Here is a 17,020-nt window from a genome sequence, read left to right as displayed (position 1 = left end):
CACACGCTCAGAGTGCCGCGTCTACCTTTTTGGCTGCGTCTTCGCTGACCCAGCTGTGCCAGACTTCGGGGTGTTCCTTGAGGAACAACCTGGCCAGTTCCGGCGACTCGATACGTTCCTTGGTCATGCGCCCCAGGTTCTGGTTAAGCAGATCGACCGGCAAATTGACCTTTTCCAGCACCGCCACCAGTTCAGGCGCCTGCTCGTGGAAGGCCTTCGATACACCCACCTTGATGGTCAGGGCTTTATTCACGCCCGGCTTTTCGTCCAGCTTGACCAGGTCCAGCTGGCCCATCAGCGGCGTCGGCGACCAGTAGTAGAACAGGATGGGCTCGCCACGCTTGTAGCTCGACAGTACGGCAGCATCCAGTGCCGGGCCGGTGCCAGGGCGGAAGTTGGTATAGGTGCTTTCCAGGCCGTAGCTTTTCAGCATCTCGCTGTTGTCAAGCTCGCAGGTCCAGCCGGCCGGGCAATTGTAGAAGCGTCCCTTGTCCGGCTCTTCGGGGTCCTTGAATACCTGGGCGTATTGCCCCAGGTCGGCGATGTTCTTGAGGTTCGGTGCCTTGGCTTCAAGTTTGCGCTTGGCATCGCCCTCAATCACATAACGCGGCACATACCAGCCTTCGACCGCGCCAACGACCGGCGAACCGATGCCAATCACCTTGCCGGCAGCCGCAGCCTTGTTCCACACCTCGCTGCGCCCCACCCACTCTTCGGCAAATACCTGAATATCGTTGCTGCTCAGTGCGTTTTCCATGGAGATAGAGTTACCTGGCAGGCTATCGGTATCGCAGCCATAACCATGCTTCAGCACGAACTGCATCACGTCAGTGAGCAGCATCCCGCTTTCCCAGTTCAAACCGGCGAACTTCACCGGTTTGCCAGACTCGCACCAACCCGCTGCCTGGCTGGTGACAGCCGCTGCCAGCAGCCCGAAAGAAAGTGTCGTGGTCAACAGAGCCTTTGTAATTTTCATTGTGACGCTCCCAAACAAGAATGGAGTGCGGCAGTTGAGGGCATCCGGCCCAAAGAGGGTCGCCAAACTGGCTGATAAGCCTTGTAATCGGCGTTGGCGTGGCACTTCTGATCGGTGGCCACTGCGTAGGAGAAATATTTCACAACCTCAAAAAAGGATAAAATAATATGTGCTGATGTATCACAACGGAAAAAACTATGAAGTTCACACTGCGTCAGCTTCGCTATGCGCTAGCAGCTGCCAAGCACGGTAACCTGACGACCGCTGCCATGGAGCTTCATGTTTCACAGCCTTCCATCTCGGCGGCCATCACCGAACTGGAAGAGGTGTTGGGCCAATCCATTTTCGTGCGCCAACGTGGCCTCGGCATATCGCTGACCCCATTCGGTCGTACCGTCATGGTCCAGGCCCGTCGCGTTCTGGCAGAGGCTCGGACCTTTGCCGAGATCAATGCCAATGCAGGGGAGTGCGTCGGCGAACTGGTGGTCGGATGTTTTGAAGACCTGGCGCCCTATTGCCTGCCACAAATTGTGCGGCGGATGCAGGAGTCCTGCCCAAGGGTCACTGTCGACATGCGCGAAGGCAGCTTCGATTATGTTGGCAAGCGGCTGGGTGAAGGGGCGATAGAGTTGGCAATCACCTACGATCTGGGTTTGCCGCCGAATACGCAATGCACCCAGTTGTGTGAACTGACTGCTCAGGTACTGCTGTCGGCCGATCACCCGTTGGCCAAGGAGTCGCGTGTCAGTCTCAAGGCGTTATCCGAACATACGCTGGTCGTTACCGATCAGGTCCACAGTTGGCAGCATGTGTTGGACCTGTTCAGCTTTTACGATCTTTCACCCGCCGTTGTGCACCGTGTGCGCACGTTCGAGCTGCAGCGTAGCCTCGTCGCCAATGGGTTTGGCGTGGCGCTGATCTATACCCGGCCGTTTGGTGACCGCAGTTATGATGGCCAAGCGCTGGTCTGCAGGCCGACTGAGGAGAAATTGCCAACGCATAGCATAGTGCTGGCGCATGATCAGCGCTATCCGCTGACGCCTTCGGCCGAGGCGTTCAAGGAGCTGGCGGTGGCATGGTTTGCGGAACGACCGTCGTTTGCATCCGAGTGAATAATGGGTGGCGGGATTACGCGCTGTGTCACAACCCGTTTGTTATCTCCCGGCAGGGTTTGCAGAAGTGTGAACATGACGATTGGGCAAGTAACCCTGGACGTAACGCACCGTCTTTTCCAACGTCCGCGCCATGTCAGGATGTGCCAACTGATACTTTCGTTCCAGTTGCTGGCTGTCACTCATGTCGAAGCGCTGTGTCTGGATGAAGTCCAGTGACTCGGCGCTGATCGATAATCGGGTGGCCAGTCCGGGAATCGCCAATAGCCACTTCAGTAACCCTATCGGTACATGCTGGCGCGGGGCCTTTATCTCCAGCGTTTGTGCCAATTGCTCGAGCATACCCTGCAGGTTCGGCGTGTGCTCATACAGCGCCAGCACCTGTCGGTTGGCCATTGACGGGTCGAACGCCACGCAGGTCATCATCTTTACCAGGTAATCGACGCTGACCAATGGCAACCAGTGCCTGGCGGAACCAGGGATAGCCTTGAACCGGCCCAGTGCCAGATTTCGAATGAGATCTACCAGGGGTTGTCCTTCAGGGATGTGCCCACTCTCGCTGTGACCACACACCGTAGCAGGATGAACGATCGCGTAATCTGCGCCTACCTCCTGCATGTAACGGATGACAGCGAAATGAGACTCCAGCTTGCTGCCTTCGTAGCCACCCACACGGCCGTAGACTGCAGGCCAATGGGTGTTTTCAGGGTGCTCGTTATCAACCCCGATACTTGCAAGATGGCTAAGGTTCTGCAGCATATAACCGCCCACCATCAGCAAGCGCATGCGCTGGTTCGCCGCGAGCCTGGCGACGTTCAGCGCCCCTTGTACATTGACTGTGCGGGCCTGCTCCATTGTCAGGCCCCAGGTAAACTGTGCTGCGAGGTGGAAGACCACAGCCGCCGAAGATACGCATTGCCTGTCTGCTTCGCTGAGTCCAAGCCCATCCCTGCTGATATCTCCCCCGACTGCATGGATATACGCAGGGTTACCTCCCAGTTGCCCTACTTGCTCCTGGAGGCGTCCGATGTTTTCAGGGGTGCGCATGAGCACCCAGGTCTTGTGCCCTGCCGCGGTAAGACGGGCCAGCAAATGTTGACCCACAAACCCACTGCCGCCGGTGACGAAGCATTCCACGCTCATATCTGAATCCTTGTCTGAATGATCGGCGCAGGCTAAGGTGTAGAGCGTACTCTACAGTCAAGGAGTTTTTACTGTGAATGTTGGAGAGTTGGAGCGCCGGAGTGGAGTGGGCCGCCATACATTGCGCTACTACGAGCAACTCGGGCTTATCGTGGCCCATCGTCAGGCCAACAACTACCGAAGCTACAGCGACCAGACCGTTGTTGATCTGGCCTTTATTCAAAGTGCCCAGAGCGGCGGTTTTTCGCTGGCCGAGATCGGTGAAATACTTGCGGCCAAGCGGGGCAATACGCTCGATTGTGCGCAAGGCGCGATGTTGGTAGCCAGCAAGATGGCCGACATTCAAGCGAAGATCACCACGCTGCAAGCCGCCTATGCCCTTCTGGGCGCGGAGCGCGCAAAGCTTGAAGCCAGTGCCGTTGCCAACGGGCTGACCATTGCTCACCTTCCTGCTATTTAGCATACCGCAACGCGGTAGCTTGTTTATTCGCAATTATTTCTCATTTACACTTGTGTCTTGTTTCGGAGCCTACCTCTTATTCAGGATGCATCGTGTCGTTCGATCCCGCCAAACCGACGTTGCTGTCTACATTGGTACGTCACTATGACGATCTGGTGGACCACATTCGCCGACGCTTCGGCGACAGAAGCATGGCGCGTGATGTTGTGCATGACGTGTGCGTGCAATTGCTTGAGCGCGGTGAGAAAGAAGACGTTCGAACCCCATTGGCCTTGCTACGAAAAATCTCCCGCGACTCCGCCATGAGTCGCTATCGTAGCGATCGCCGCCGAGGCGCCTGGATAGAGGCGATCTCCGAGCTGCCTGAGGTGGCCTGCCCGGCAGCCACCCCGATGACCAGGTATGACAGCGAGCGCGAGTTTCAACTGCTCGTCGACGCGATCACAGACCTCCCACCTCGCTGCCAAGCTGTTTTCGTCATGCACAAGATTCACCAAATCCCCCAGGCAGAAGTAGCCACTCGCCTCGGTATTTCCATCAAGACTGTGGAAAAGCACCTGCGCCTGGGGCTGGCGGCATGCAGGCAACGGCTTGGGCGCGATGAGGTGCACCCATGACGAAGCAACCCGAACAGGTGCCACTGGACGAGGCTCTTGGGCGACATCGTGAAGAGCTCAAGCAGCTGTTCCCCATGCCGCCGTCCAGGCCTGCGCCCTCGAAGGCAGCAAAGTCGGCAGGTATCACGCTGGCGGTTGCGATCGCCTGTGCAGGCTTGGCCTGGCTGAACCCTGCCTACAAGAGCGAGCGTTTCGCTACCGCCATTGGTGAGCGGCGTGCTGTGCTGCTGAACGATGGAAGCAAGCTGCTGCTCGACAGTGCCACGCATGTCGATATCAGCTGGCGTCTGCTCAGCCGCGACGTCGACCTGCGCGCAGGGCAGGCGCTTTTCGATGTCTCCTCGGCCGTGTATCGCCCCTTTGTAGTGTCCGCTGGCCTGGCGAAGGTCGAGGTGCTCGGTACGCTGTTCAATGTCCGCCGCCTGGATAACGACGCGGTGCGTGTGACCCTGGCCCGTGGACGCGTGGACGTCACCGCTACAGCTGCAGAACACGCGCCGGTCACCCTCAGGCCAGGGCAACAGGTCGACTCGATTGGCGGGCAACTGATGCCGGTTGCGAAGGTCGACGCCTTGAAGGCGATGGCCTGGAAAGATGATCGCATCGTGTTCGAGCAGACGTCGCTGGATGAAGCGGTGTCGTTGCTGCGTCACTATCGCAAGGCATCCATTGAGCTGAGCGACCCAAGCTTGGCTGCACTCAAGGTGACAGGGGTCTTCGAGGCGCACAATGTCGACCGACTGCTGGATCTGCTACCGAGCATCCTGCCCGTCGCCGTGTTGAAAACAGAGGATGGCAGCGTCAGGATTCAACGTAAATCGGCAATAAAATAATGCTCATGCGCAGGTAGGGTTTCTCGATTCCCATGGCGGCTATTGAAAAAAAGCCCAACCAACAAAGGAACTCGAGACGTGCATTTTCCCCTCCGCAGTCGCCAACTACGCCTGTCATTGCTCGCCAGTAGCCTGCTCATCGCAATGTCGGCCCAGGGCCGGGAAAAGGTGAGCGTGGATCTCCCCGCCGCGCCGCTGGGGGAGGCCATCAACGCCCTTGCGCAGCAGTCTTCGGTACAGGTCATCTTTGCCAGCGATCTCGGTGCAGGCCGAAACGCGCCTGCGGTGAAAGGGCGGTTCACACCTGAGGAAGCGCTTCAAACGCTGCTCAAGGACAGTGGCTTGCAGGTACAGGCCAAGGATGAGCGTACGTTCGTCATCGTCGCGCAGGGTGCCCCTGCATCCAGCCTCGTGACCCCGAGCGTGCCCGTGGAAATGGCGCAGATGGAAATCACCGCCTCGCGCACCAGCAGCAGCCTGGTTTCCGCAACGCGGCAATCCACCGTTCTTGAGCATGAACAACTGCAGGAGCTGCGCCAGGGTTCAGAGAGCCTGGCCACGGTACTGGCCAAGGCGATTCCGGGCATGTCCGACTCCAGCCGCACCATCACCGAGTATGGCCAGACCCTGCGCGGGCGCAGCATGTTGGTCATGGTCGACGGGGTGCCGCTCAATACCAACCGCGACTCTTCGCGCAACCTGGCCAACATCGACCCGGCGCTGATCGAACGGGTCGAAGTCATCCGTGGCAGCAGCGCCATCTACGGCAGCGGCGCCACGGGGGGCATCATCTCCATCACTACACGGCCTGCCGGTGGTGAAAACCGTGCCGAAACCAGCCTGAGCGCTACCTCGCCACTTACCCGCCTGGGCAGCGATGGCCTGGGGGGCCAGTTCCAGCAGTATTTCGCGGGCTCTCAGGGAGCGGTGGACTATGCGTTCGACTTCGGCACCCGCCACATCGGTGCCTCGTACGATGCGCATGGCGGCCGGATCGCCCCGGAGCCCAGTCAAGGCGACCTGTTCGATTCGAACATCTACAACATCGGCGGCAAGCTGGGGCTGCACATCGACGAGAACCAGCGAATCCAGCTTGCAGTCAGCCACTACGATGCACGCCAGGACAGCGACTACGCTACAGACCCGAGCGTCGCGAAACTCCCCGCAGGCTCTGTGCCGGCCAATGCGATCAAGGGCCTGGATCTTGATGAACAGAACCGCATTCGCAACACGTTGGTGAACCTGGAGTACGAGAATCTCGACATTCTCGGCAGCCGGCTTTCTGCCCAGATGTACTACCGGGACTATTTCACCCGCTTCACGCCGTTCGACGCCCGGGCCGTTGCCACTCGCGGCGGCAACGTGGACCAGATCATGCAGAACAGCGAAGTGTTCGGCAGCCGGCTGACCCTGCGCACGCCGCTTGGCGAAAGCGGGAGTACCGAGCTGGTGTGGGGTGGCGACTATAACCAGGAGCGCAGCGACATGCCGCTCGATGTCTTCGACCCTGCGGTTTATGACGCCAGTGGCGGCCTGGTCTTCGACAAGACCGGCAAGCTCACCTACATGCCCCCGCTGAGGACGCGAAGCGCCGGTGCCTTCGCCCAGCTACAGCATCGTTTTGATGAGCATTGGTCTGTCGACGGCGGCCTGCGCTACGAATACTCCACTGCCGAATTCGATGACTTCGTTCCCTTGTCCGAATCCACGGCTGCCTCCCCGGTGGCGGTGAAGGGGGGCGAAGTTCATTACGATGCGCTGCTGTCGAACCTGGGCATCGTCTACTCACCGGTACTCGGCCAGGAGATCTACGCCTCTTTCAGCCAGGGCTTCCAATTGCCCGACGTGGGTATTCAATTGCGCAATGCCCGCCGTGGTTTCGACATCGGCGCATCGAACCTGGAACCGGTCAAAACCAACAACTATGAGCTTGGCTGGCGAGGAGAGCTGGGCAGCAACACCCTCGGCACCTTGGCGCTGTTCTACACCACCTCCAAACTGGGGGATGTGCAGAGTTTCAACAATGGCCTGATTCTGACCCGCACCAAGGAGCGCATCTACGGAGCTGAAGCCAGTGCAGATTGGCTGTCGGACGATGCGGTGTGGGGCGCAGGGGGGAGTGCGACCTGGATGCGCGGACGAGAAAAACCGGACGGCAAAGGCTGGCAAGACATGACCGGCTATCGCGTTCCACCCCTGAAGCTGACCGCCTACGTCCAGTACAAACCGACACTGGAGTGGAGCAACCGCTTGCAAGCTACGTTCTTCGACGCCAAGGACTACAGGCTCGACGGCGTGGACAGCTTTGGTCGGCATCAAGTGAGTAGCTATACAACAGTGGACCTGGTCAGCCAGTACCAGATATCCGCTGACGACAAGATAAGCGTCGGCATCCAGAACCTGTTCAATCGCGACTACTACCCGCTCTACAGTCAATTGCTGCGCAATAACAACAACACCAGCCACTTGCCAGCACCCGGCACTGTGTTGACTGCCAGTTATACGCACAATTGGTAAGGTGATTAACATCACCGGGCCGGTATGGAGCCTGGTGATCGTTTACAGGGCGAGACGCTTTGTGGAACGTGATGCAGTAACCTTGCAGTGCTCGCAGTCATACGCTTTAACCGCCCTCGGAAAACGCTACCATGCCCATCGAGATCGAACGAACGCGAGCCTGTGAAGAGCGCTGCACCGGCAGAGAGCCTCGTCAGGCCGGAACCTGTCCATGGATATGATCTGGCAAACAATCCTGGCCGAATTCGCCGATATTGGTGATGAGCGCGAGATCGTGCGAATCCTTGTACGCTTGGTGATGGCTGCCGTGCTGGGCGCCGTTCTGGGTTTCGAGCGCGAGCACAAGGGCAAGTCTGCCGGGGTGCGCACGCACATGCTGGTTTCGTTGGGCGCGGCGCTGTTCGTGCTGGCACCGAGCATGGCAGGTGCCGATGCGCAGGCGCTCAGCCGGGTGATTCAGGGCATCGTTGCCGGTATCGGCTTTCTGGGTGCTGGCACCATTCTCAAAGGCAATGGCCAGGACACCAGTCACGTCAAAGGCCTGACCACTGCTGCCGGGTTATGGATGACGGCTGCCATCGGTACGGCAGCGGGGATGGGGCGCGAAGCCACGGCGCTGGTCAGCACGGTGCTGGCGCTGTTGGTGCTGGGCACGATGCCCTTGCTGGTGGACAAGGTCGAAGGGCCGAACGAAGAAAAACAGAAGGAAGAGGGCAGGAAGCAATGAGGGGCGTGGGTCGCCGCCACAAAGCCTGCCTGCCCTTGTTCAGACCGACGCTGAGCCATTCAGGCGCTCGATTGCGTCGACCAGGTCGTCATAACCCACTGGCTTGTTCAGGTGGCGGTCGAACCCGGACTGGCGAGACTTGTATTGGTCAGCGCTTGCGCCATAGCCTGTCAACGCGATGGCAGGGATGTAACGCAGATGCTCCAGGCCGCGCAGCGCCCGGATCAGTGCATGGCCGTCCATGCCAGGCATGCCGATGTCGGAAATGATCACATCGTAACGCGCGTCCGCCGCCGATTGCAGCGCCAGTTTCGGGTCGCTGTAGGCATCGACGTCGGCATCCTCCATCAACAGCAATTGTTCCATCACTTCCAGCACATCGAGCGAGTCATCCACCAACAGGATGCGAACGCCTTTCAGGCGACCTTCTGGTGGCAGCACGTCGCCCTGATCCTGGGGTTGCTGGGTATACACGCGCAAAGGCAGGGTGATGATGAACGTACAACCCTGGCCTATTCCAGGAGACTCTACGCTGACCGCTCCGCCATGGGCCTCTACCAATTGACGGACCAGGGAAAGGCCAATGCCCAGCCCCTCACGCCCATGGCCGGTTGATGCCGCCTGGTTGAATAGCTCAAAAATATCTTCCAGCGAGCTTTCGGCGAGGCCTATGCCCTGATCGATGACTTCAAGGCGTGCCTGCTCATCCTGCCGAGTCAGTTTCAACAGAATTTCGCCATCGGCAGGGCTGAACTTCAGAGCGTTGTTCAACAGGTTCCAGATGATCTGCTCGACACGTGTGCTGTCGGCCTCCACATAGACCGGTTCGCCATCGGCCGGGAGCGCCAGCCGAACATTGCGGCCGCGTTGCTCGTTGCAGGCTACAGAACAGATACCTTGTAGCACGGCACACAAATCGACAGGCTGCGTCTTCAGTTTGAGCTTGCCCGTGCGGATGCGCGCTACATCGAGCAAGTCATCGATGATCCGCGCCTGGCTGGTGACCGCTTCGCGAATGACGTTGACCGCTTTGCTCGCCATGTCGGTACTTGTGACCGACGGTATACGTCGCAAGATATCCGCATTGAGCTGAATCAGGTTCAGTGGGTGCTTGAGCTCGTGGGACATCACCGCGAAGAACTCATCCTTCATGTGGCTTGAACTCTGCGACTCGGCCAGGCGCTTGCTTTGTTCGTCCTGCAGGCGCTTGTGGCCGGTCAGGTCACGGGCGATCTTGACGTAACCGCGCAAGCTGCTGCCCTTGAGGCGCGAGACTTCGCCACTGCAGTAGAAGCGGCTGCCGTCCTTGCGCACATGCCAGCGTTCGTCCTGGCCACGGCCATGCAGACGGGCGGCGCGCAGCTCACGCGCCGGCTCGCCATTTTCGCGGTCCTGCTCGGTGAAGATCAGGGAATAGTGCTGGCCAATGACTTCGTCCTTGGCGTAGCCGAAGATCAGCGCAGCGCCGGTGTTCCAGTCGATAATCAGGCCTTGTTCGTCAAGCAGGATGATGGCGAAGTCATGGGTACTTTCGGCAACCAGACGCATGCGCTCTTCACCCTGGCGCAAACGTTCTTCGGCGGCGCGACTCTTGGTGATGTCGATAAAGGTCAGTACGCTGCCATCGACATTCTGCTCGCTGGCCCGATATGGCAGCAGGCGCGCCAGGTACCAATGCTGGTCCTGCCCGATCACTTCACGCTCGATCGTGGTTTCGCGCTCGATCACCGCACGCGCATCGTCCGCCAGGCCTGGGTACTCCAGGCGGTGGGTGATGTCCAGTAGCGAGCGGCCGGTGTCGACCGGCAGCATGCTGAAAATATCGGTGGCCCTGGGGGTGAACCAGCGAATGTGCAGGTTGCGGTCGACGAACACGGTGGCGATCTGGGTGGAGGCGATCAGGTTGCTCAGGTAGTCGTTGACCTTGTCGGTTTCATCGACCTTGGTCTTGAGCTCGTAGTTGACCGTCAGCAATTCTTCGTTAATTGATTGCAGCTCTTCCTTGCTGGTTTCCAGCTCTTCGCTGGCCAGGCGCAACTCCTCGTTGATCGCCTGCATCTCTTCGTTGGAGGCGGTCAGCTCCTGGCTGGAGATTTCCGACTGTTCGATGGTTTCCTGCAACTGTTGGCGGGTGCGCTGAAGCTCGCGCTCCAGCGTGTTCAACACCATGCCGTCGGTTTGCTGGATGACCGGCTGGCTGTGTTGTTCGGCTTCGCGGACATGTAAAACCACCAGCAGGCATTCGCTGCCGCTGGGTTCATCCTGGTGCGGCTGGACCTCGACCTGTACCTCGACGCGATGATCGTCGACGGTGATTATCGCCGCGCCAGAGGTCACCGGCTGGCCCGTGTTCTGTGCCTGCAGCAGGCTACTGCGCAGGACAGGGCGCAGTGGTGCCAGCACCAGGTTCAGCAAGCTGGGGCTGAGTTCGCCCCCGGCATGGCGCAGGAAGCGCCCGACACCGTCGCTCATGTGCAGGATGTTGCCATCAAGGTCGACGATCAGGCTGGGCGGCGTATGCCTGGCCAATGCACGGTGGTGAACTTCGGCGTAGGACAATTTGCGCATGGGCTTGGGCTTGGCGCGCGCCGCCAGTGTGTCGGGCGTCAGCAGGCGCCCCGGGCGACGCGCCGGCTCCACCTCGCGTGCGCGGAAAATACGATGGCGCTTGTCCACGGCAATGAACAGGTCGGCCGCCACGTCTGCCGACTCCGAGCTGCCCAGGAACAGGTAGCCGCCCTTTCGCAAGGCGAAGTGGAACAGACGCAGGATTTCCCGTTGCACCTCCCGGTCCAGATAAATGAGCAGGTTGCGACATACCACCAGGTCCAACTGGGAGAACGGTGGATCGGACAAGAGGTTGTGCCGGGCAAACAGCACCTTTTCGCGGATGTCCTTGCGTACCCGGTAATGCTGGTCCTCCTTGATGAAAAACTGACGCAGCCTGGCCGTGGGTACATCGGTGGCGATGGCATCGGGATAAACGCCTAGCCGGCCGAGATTGATCGCACGTTCGTCGAGGTCGGTGGCGAACACCTGTACCTTGGCACTGCGCTGCCCCATCGCCAGCTGTTCGGTCGCAATCATCGCCAGGCTGTAGGCTTCCTCTCCCGAAGAGCAGCCTGCCGACCAGATGCGCACTTCGCGTTGCAGGTCTTCGCTGTCGTCATTGGCCAGGCCCGGCATCACCTGTTGTTGCAGGGCTTCGAAGGCGTCCCGGTCACGGAAGAAGTTGGTCACGCCGATCAGCATGTCAGCCAACAGGGCGCGACATTCCTCCGGATGACCCTCCAGGTAATCGCGATAGCTGGCCAGGTCGGTCTGCGCAGTGACATGCAAGCGCCGCTCAAGCCGGCGCAGGACCGTTGCCCGCTTGTAGTGCTGGAAGTCATGGCCGGTGCTGGCATGCAGGCGGGTGAGGATGTCGTCGAGCAGCGGGTCGCTCTGCGCCGGGTCGCCTGAGCGCTCGCCAAGGGGAGGCGGCAGGCTGTCGTCTTCGATCGCCGGTAGTTTGACCTTGCGCGCCGTGCGCCACAGTTCCAGAAGCTTGCCGGGAATCTCGGCCACCGGCAGGATCAGGTCGACCATGCCGGTAGCGATGGCTGCCTTGGGCATGTCGGAGTATTGGGCGTCATCGGGCGATTGCACCAAGGTCACGCCACCCTGCTCCTTGATGCGCGACAGGCCCACGGCGCCATCGCTGCCGCAGCCTGAAAGAATCACGCAGAACGCATGGTCCTTGTGTACGTCCGCCAGGTCCCGGAAGAACAGATCGATGGCGACATGGTCGCCACGGCTACGCCTGGCCGGGCTGACCCGCAGGTAACCATCGTTGGTGGAAAGGCGGTTGGCCGGCGAAATCACATAGACGTGGTCACGCTCGATCGGTACCGGCTCGCTCACCTGGTACACCGGCATGCGCGTGACGCGCTGGATCAGGCGATCGGCCTGGCTCTGGTGGTCCGGCGATAAATGCAGTACCACGACGAACGCCATGCCGCTATGCTCCGGGGCGTGCTGGAAAAACGCCTGGACCGCCTCCAGCCCGCCGGCCGATGCGCCGATGCCCACCACTGGGAAATCCAGGTGGCTGGGGCTCAGCGCAGGGTTGTGCGGCGACGCGAGGGTAGTCTTGCTGGACGATTTCATGGGCACGAGCCTTGTGCGAACCGGGAATGAGCAGTGGCAGCGATTATAGGCCCGACACCGATCAATCGACGAGCGGGTTCAAGGTTAGGACTGGCTACGCTGGCCAAAGTGCCGCTGTCGGTCAAAGGGCCTGGGGCTGCTCGCGGTGTTGCGGCAGTGCGGTGACCTTGATGGCACGGACCGGCACGGCAAACTTGGCACCGATTCTGTTGAAGCGCTCGAGCAGGTGGAAATTGATTGCCTGCTGGATATCCATATAGAGGTTGTAGCCCGGGTCCTTCACGATATAGACGCATTCGAACTCCAGGGCCTCTTTGCCAAAACCCCGCAGGTGGGCGCGGTCGAAACGCACCTGCTGCTGGGCCTTGATCGCTTCCTCGACGATCGCGGGTGCCTGTTTTACCGCCTCGGTGGGCGTGTCGTAGGACAAGCCGAACTCGAATACGATGCGGCGCTCCTGCAAGCGCTTGTAGTTCTGGATGGTGCTGCTGATCATGCTGGCATTGGCCATGACGATCTGCTCGCCACCCAGGCTGCGGATGCGCGTGGTCTTCAGCCCCACATGCTCCACCGTACCGGCCAGCGGCCCGATGACGATGAAGTCACCGACCTCGAACGGCTTGTCGACGGCGATCGACAACGAGGCGAACAGGTCACCCAGGATGTTCTGCACAGCCAGGGCGACGGCAATCCCGCCCACACCCAGGCTGGCCACGAAGGCGGTGATATTGACGCCCAAATTGGACAGCATGGCCAGCAACACCACCGACCACAGCAGCACCCGTGCGCCCCAGGCCGAAAGCGTGGCCAGCGCACTGCCTTGGTAAAGGCCGTCGGCGCTGTGCCGGCTGAAGTAGCGGGTCAGGCCCAGCGCGATGGCGCGATTGACCCAGAGGCCGATCTGCAGGGCAGCGACCACGAACCACAAGCTACTGACCCGGCCCAACCAGCGCTCGGGCAGGTCCAGCATGCTCAAACCCACCAGCAGCGAAGCAAGCATCAGCAGGCTGTTGCTGGTGCCGGCCAGTACCTTGGCCAGCACCTGGCTCATTGCCCCGTCATGTTCGGACCAGCGCTGCACCCGGCGCATCAAGAGGCCGATGACAGCTCTGGCAACCACGAACGTCAGCACGGCAACGCACAGCGCTACCAGCAAGTTGAGAATGGAAATGCCAAAGAATGTGGTGTCGGTGAACAGTTCGATGATTCGATCATTCATGGGGAGCCCACCTCCAGATGGCTCATGGCAGGGCCGCAGGGCGGCCCCTGGGATTGCGCGGTGACGTGTGGGTTACTTGCCGTGGGTGGCTTGCAGCGCCTTGGCCTGTTCCAGATGGTGTTGCAGCGTTGGCAGCTTGTCGCTGGCGAAGGCCTTGAGCTCCGGCTTGTCGGAGGAGGCGGCCTCTTTCTTGAACAGTTCCACGGCCTTCTCGTGCGCGTCGACCTGGTTATTGACGTATGACCGGTCGAACGACTCGTCGCGCCATTCGAGGATCATCTTCTTGACCTTGTCGGTCAGCGCCGCTTCGTCGGGCACGCTGATGTCCAGCTTGCGGGCGATATCACCGAGTTCCTGGTTGGCTTTGGTATGGTCTGTGACCATTTGCTGGGCGAATTGCTTGATGTCTGCGCTCTGGCTCTTTTCCTGCGCCAGGTTGGCGGTGACCACTTCGGCGATACCGGCTTCAGTGGCCGCATCGACGAAATCGTCCGAAGACGCTGCCTGTACCTGCAGCGAAGCCAGGCCCATCAACAGGGTAACTCCGGCGATTTTCAAGAATGGTGTGTTCATGTCTCACTCCTTCGTTCTGTTGGCGCGACCTCAATGTCGCACTCGGTTGAACCGCAGGAGTGGGTGAAGGTTTAGTTTTTCTGAAAAACAGGGGTGCCGTGGCGCAATCTGCGTTTCGGGGCACCGCTCATCCGCTATGTCGTAATCAGAACGAATTCAGGGGGACAGGTGGGACTCGTTGGTTTAGGTCTTCACAAAAACGAGTAGCCATCATGAAAAACAACCTGTTCGCCATGTTGCTGTTGACTGCCAGTTTCTCGCTGCTCGGAGGTTGCTTCGACCGCGATAGTGATCATCCAGCGAAGGATGCCGACCCAAGCAAACCGTCACTTCAGATGCAGCAACCCAGTGACCCTGTAACTAACCCTCCAGCTGACACCAAACCGCAGAATCAATGAGTGAGGTACAGGGCATGGTGGCGACGACAAAGGCAGGTATAAGGCCTCACAATGCCAACTTAGGGCTGGAGCATCGCTATCGAGCGCTACTTGAGGGCCCGGAGCCCACCACCGAGGCCTGGCTGGAGGAGCAACTGCGTCTGGCCCGTGCGCTTTCCGACGACCTGCCAGATGATCCTGGGCTAATCCCGCAATGGGCCGATAACCATGCGGGCCGTGTCGCCAGCGAGCATGCGGCCTATCTGGAACAACGGCGTCAGGGCGGCCCCCGTCGTTTTTTTGCCAATCATGCCCATGCCTTGTGGTTTTTGCAGCAAGTCGCGCCGACCAAAGCGGTCGACGGCGCATGGCTACACGGAGCCCTACGGCATTGGCAGGACCCGCGCTTCCATGGGCTGATCCGCACCTTCCTCGAAGAACTCGGCGACGGCGACCCACGCTGCAATCACGTGCTGATCTACCAGCGCTTGCTCAGCCGTCTGGGTTGCTCACAGGAGCGGCCGCTTGACCCCGCTCGTTACCTGCAGGGCGCGCTGCAACTGGCCTTGGGGCAGCACTGCCAGCGATTCTTGCCGGAAGTGGTCGGTTACAACCTGGGTTACGAGCAACCGCCCTTGCACCTGCTGATCACCACCCACGAGCTGGCCGAGCTAGGTATCGACGCCCATTACTTCCAGTTGCACGTGACCATCGACAATGCCGCCAGCGGCCACGCGAGGCGTGCCGTGGAGTGCTTCACCGAGCTGGCACGGGATCAGGGGCCGGCGTTCTATGAACGCGTGAGACACGGCTACCGGCTTAATGACCTGGGTATAGACACGCCCTCGTTGATCGCCTCGTTCGACCTGCATGCGGAGTTGCTAAGTACATTGGAACGCAAGCGCATCTACGGGCAGTGCATGCATTCGGACCGCTGTCGCCTGCAAGGACGCACCATCAACCAGTGGCTTGCTGAGCCCGGCGCGATGCCCGGGTTTCTTGAAGCATTACAGGCTCAAGGCTGGATCAAGCGTGACAGCGATCCTGGGCAAAGCCGCTTCTGGTCGCTGATCGAGGGCCCGACCGCAGCCATGTTCGGTGTGTTCGATGCCTATGAAAAGCAACTCTGGCATGACTGGATCGCCGGCTCCTGGCAAGGCACCGGAATCCGTCGGGTGCCGCCAGGGCAATGGGAACATGCCTTGCAACTGGACGATAAAGTCCCCATCGCATCCCAGGTACCGGACATACCTGCGCTAATCGATGCAATGGCCGGCAATCGGCACGCCACCCCTCAGGGCCTGCACGCCACTCATGCGTTCATCCAGGCCACCGGTTTGATGAACGGAGGGCTTCATTGATGCTGCTCGACCAAGACCAGATCCGTGCCGATGAGGCCTTGCTGCAGTTGGGGAACCGCTTGCGTGCCGACGGCTATCGTTTTACCTGCGTGACGCCGGCGACCCAAGCCAGGGTCAATGCCCGGGACGATGCGCAGCAGGCGCGTACCTTGCGTGATGTGTTCGGCTGGAGTAGGCCATTCGCCGCGTCACTGCTAAGCCCCGACGAACTGGAGCAGCTGCGCCTCGCTGGCGTGCTGGAGGCCCAAGGTGCACTGTGGCGCAGCACTGTGCGCTGGTCCAGCCTGGACGATCTGTTGCTGGTACATGCTGCCTGGCCAACGGACAGCCGCGACGCGGTGTTCTTTGGCCCGGACAGCTACCGTTTCGCCCAGCTGATACACGATCATTTGAGAAGCACGCCCGAGCGCGTGCAGCATGCCGTAGACATCGGCTGTGGCAGCGGTGTAGGGGCGTTGCTGATCGCTCGCGCCGCCCAACACGCGCAGGTTTGCGCAGTGGACATTAACCCTATGGCATTGCGCTACACCGCCATCAATGCCGCCTTGGCCGGTGTGGCCAATGTTTCGGTCGAGCGCAGTGACCTGCTCAATGACATCGCGGGTACGTTCGACCTGATCGTCGCCAACCCGCCGTACATGCTCGACGCCGGCCAGCGCGCCTACCGCCACGGCGGCGGCGCACTGGGTGCCGAGCTGTCGCTGCGCATCGTCGAGCAAGCCCTTGAGCGCCTGTCGCCCGGGGGGACGCTGCTGCTCTACACCGGTGTCGCCATCGTCGAGGGGCGCGACGCGCTGCTCGAAGCCATGCGGTTACGCCTGGCGGGGCCTGCGTTCAGTTGGTTCTATCGCGAGCTGGACCCAGATGTATTCGGTGAGCAATTGCTTGAACCCGGTTACGAGCAGGTCGAGCGCATTGCCGCCGTGGCCCTGACCGTCACCCGTCGCGGCTGATAG

The 17,020-nt window shown here is 60.3% G+C and carries 14 protein-coding genes; 9 read left to right on the top strand and 5 right to left on the bottom strand.

Annotated elements, in window-relative coordinates:
- Nucleotides 1–7: 7 nt before the first annotated feature.
- Nucleotides 8–976, bottom strand: a complete 969-nt coding sequence (locus tag B9A31_RS15245; RefSeq protein ID WP_025753130.1) for an ABC transporter substrate-binding protein — start codon at nucleotides 974–976, stop codon at nucleotides 8–10.
- 197 nt (nucleotides 977–1,173) lie between these two features.
- On the opposite strand from B9A31_RS15245, the gene B9A31_RS15240 reads away from it, so the two are divergent.
- Entirely contained in the window at nucleotides 1,174–2,088 is a 915-nt protein-coding gene (locus B9A31_RS15240) for a LysR family transcriptional regulator (RefSeq protein ID WP_019096426.1), read from the top strand.
- A 42-nt stretch (nucleotides 2,089–2,130) separates the two neighbouring features.
- Here B9A31_RS15240 and B9A31_RS15235 read toward each other — a convergent pair whose 3' ends face one another.
- Nucleotides 2,131–3,231: an SDR family oxidoreductase gene (locus tag B9A31_RS15235; RefSeq protein ID WP_019096425.1), complete on the bottom strand. Its 1,101-nt coding sequence runs from the start codon at nucleotides 3,229–3,231 to the stop codon at nucleotides 2,131–2,133.
- Between the two features lie 73 nt (nucleotides 3,232–3,304).
- Here B9A31_RS15235 and B9A31_RS15230 point away from each other — a divergent pair, with 73 nt between their 5' ends.
- The 5 genes from B9A31_RS15230 (at nucleotide 3,305) to B9A31_RS15210 (ending at nucleotide 8,385) form a co-directional block, all read left to right on the top strand.
- Complete coding sequence (locus tag B9A31_RS15230) at nucleotides 3,305–3,691, top strand: MerR family transcriptional regulator (RefSeq protein ID WP_019096424.1); 387 nt, start codon at nucleotides 3,305–3,307, stop codon at nucleotides 3,689–3,691.
- A gap of 92 nt (nucleotides 3,692–3,783) precedes the next feature.
- The gene (locus tag B9A31_RS15225; protein WP_019096423.1) at nucleotides 3,784–4,308 is read left to right on the top strand and encodes an RNA polymerase sigma factor; all 525 of its coding nucleotides are present in this window, start codon (nucleotides 3,784–3,786) and stop codon (nucleotides 4,306–4,308) included.
- Nucleotides 4,305–5,141 (top strand): FecR family protein, encoded by an 837-nt coding sequence (locus B9A31_RS15220; RefSeq protein WP_016714236.1) that lies wholly within the window; start codon nucleotides 4,305–4,307, stop codon nucleotides 5,139–5,141. Before B9A31_RS15225 ends, B9A31_RS15220 begins: the two co-directional genes overlap by 4 nt.
- 78 nt (nucleotides 5,142–5,219) lie before the next feature.
- Nucleotides 5,220–7,658 (top strand): TonB-dependent receptor, encoded by a 2,439-nt coding sequence (locus B9A31_RS15215; RefSeq protein ID WP_027609005.1) that lies wholly within the window; start codon nucleotides 5,220–5,222, stop codon nucleotides 7,656–7,658.
- A 211-nt stretch (nucleotides 7,659–7,869) separates the two neighbouring features.
- Complete coding sequence (locus B9A31_RS15210; RefSeq protein WP_019096421.1) at nucleotides 7,870–8,385, top strand: MgtC/SapB family protein; 516 nt, start codon at nucleotides 7,870–7,872, stop codon at nucleotides 8,383–8,385.
- Between the two features lie 39 nt (nucleotides 8,386–8,424).
- Here the strand turns inward: B9A31_RS15210 and B9A31_RS15205 are convergent, their stop codons facing one another.
- The 3 genes from B9A31_RS15205 to B9A31_RS15195 form a co-directional block, all read right to left on the bottom strand.
- Nucleotides 8,425–12,534 (bottom strand): CheR family methyltransferase, encoded by a 4,110-nt coding sequence (locus B9A31_RS15205; RefSeq protein ID WP_084297110.1) that lies wholly within the window; start codon nucleotides 12,532–12,534, stop codon nucleotides 8,425–8,427.
- Nucleotides 12,535–12,655: 121 nt separating this feature from the next.
- Nucleotides 12,656–13,753 carry a mechanosensitive ion channel family protein gene (locus B9A31_RS15200; protein ID WP_019096419.1) on the bottom strand — a complete coding sequence of 366 codons (1,098 nt, stop codon included), beginning with the start codon at nucleotides 13,751–13,753 and terminating at the stop codon, nucleotides 12,656–12,658.
- Between the two features lie 72 nt (nucleotides 13,754–13,825).
- On the bottom strand, nucleotides 13,826–14,326 hold the full coding sequence (locus B9A31_RS15195) for a DUF4142 domain-containing protein (RefSeq protein WP_027609003.1): 501 nt from the start codon (nucleotides 14,324–14,326) through the stop codon (nucleotides 13,826–13,828).
- 212 nt (nucleotides 14,327–14,538) lie between these two features.
- Between B9A31_RS15195 and B9A31_RS15190 the strand changes: the two genes are divergently transcribed.
- Genes B9A31_RS15190 through B9A31_RS15180 form a run of 3 tightly spaced genes read left to right on the top strand, consistent with a single transcriptional unit; the run spans nucleotide 14,539 to nucleotide 17,017 of the window.
- The gene (locus B9A31_RS15190) at nucleotides 14,539–14,724 is read left to right on the top strand and encodes a hypothetical protein (RefSeq protein ID WP_016714230.1); all 186 of its coding nucleotides are present in this window, start codon (nucleotides 14,539–14,541) and stop codon (nucleotides 14,722–14,724) included.
- Nucleotides 14,725–14,738: 14 nt separating this feature from the next.
- Nucleotides 14,739–16,064: an iron-containing redox enzyme family protein gene (locus B9A31_RS15185; protein ID WP_084297109.1), complete on the top strand. Its 1,326-nt coding sequence runs from the start codon at nucleotides 14,739–14,741 to the stop codon at nucleotides 16,062–16,064.
- Nucleotides 16,064–17,017, top strand: coding sequence for a methyltransferase (locus B9A31_RS15180; protein ID WP_084297108.1), 954 nt, complete (start codon nucleotides 16,064–16,066; stop codon nucleotides 17,015–17,017). Before B9A31_RS15185 ends, B9A31_RS15180 begins: the two co-directional genes overlap by 1 nt.
- Nucleotides 17,018–17,020 lie beyond the last annotated feature (3 nt).

The sequence above is a fragment of the Pseudomonas sp. URIL14HWK12:I5 genome, assembly GCF_900176445.1.
GTDB classification, from domain to species: domain Bacteria; phylum Pseudomonadota; class Gammaproteobacteria; order Pseudomonadales; family Pseudomonadaceae; genus Aquipseudomonas; species Aquipseudomonas monteilii.
This window is presented reverse-complemented; position numbering and strand designations above follow the sequence as displayed.

What these genes read in the sequence shown, in the direction of transcription:
- B9A31_RS15245 (WP_025753130.1), bottom strand. Translation starts at nt 976, where the DNA reads ATGAAAATTACAAAGGCTCTGTTGACCACGACACTTTCTTTCGGGCTG.
- B9A31_RS15240 (WP_019096426.1), top strand. Translation starts at nt 1,174, where the DNA reads ATGAAGTTCACACTGCGTCAGCTTCGCTATGCGCTAGCAGCTGCCAAG.
- B9A31_RS15235 (WP_019096425.1), bottom strand. Translation starts at nt 3,231, where the DNA reads ATGAGCGTGGAATGCTTCGTCACCGGCGGCAGTGGGTTTGTGGGTCAA.
- B9A31_RS15220 (WP_016714236.1), top strand. Translation starts at nt 4,305, where the DNA reads ATGACGAAGCAACCCGAACAGGTGCCACTGGACGAGGCTCTTGGGCGA.
- B9A31_RS15210 (WP_019096421.1), top strand. Translation starts at nt 7,870, where the DNA reads ATGGATATGATCTGGCAAACAATCCTGGCCGAATTCGCCGATATTGGT.
- B9A31_RS15205 (WP_084297110.1), bottom strand. Translation starts at nt 12,534, where the DNA reads ATGAAATCGTCCAGCAAGACTACCCTCGCGTCGCCGCACAACCCTGCG.
- B9A31_RS15200 (WP_019096419.1), bottom strand. Translation starts at nt 13,753, where the DNA reads ATGAATGATCGAATCATCGAACTGTTCACCGACACCACATTCTTTGGC.
- B9A31_RS15195 (WP_027609003.1), bottom strand. Translation starts at nt 14,326, where the DNA reads ATGAACACACCATTCTTGAAAATCGCCGGAGTTACCCTGTTGATGGGC.
- B9A31_RS15190 (WP_016714230.1), top strand. Translation starts at nt 14,539, where the DNA reads ATGAAAAACAACCTGTTCGCCATGTTGCTGTTGACTGCCAGTTTCTCG.
- B9A31_RS15185 (WP_084297109.1), top strand. Translation starts at nt 14,739, where the DNA reads ATGGTGGCGACGACAAAGGCAGGTATAAGGCCTCACAATGCCAACTTA.
- B9A31_RS15180 (WP_084297108.1), top strand. Translation starts at nt 16,064, where the DNA reads ATGCTGCTCGACCAAGACCAGATCCGTGCCGATGAGGCCTTGCTGCAG.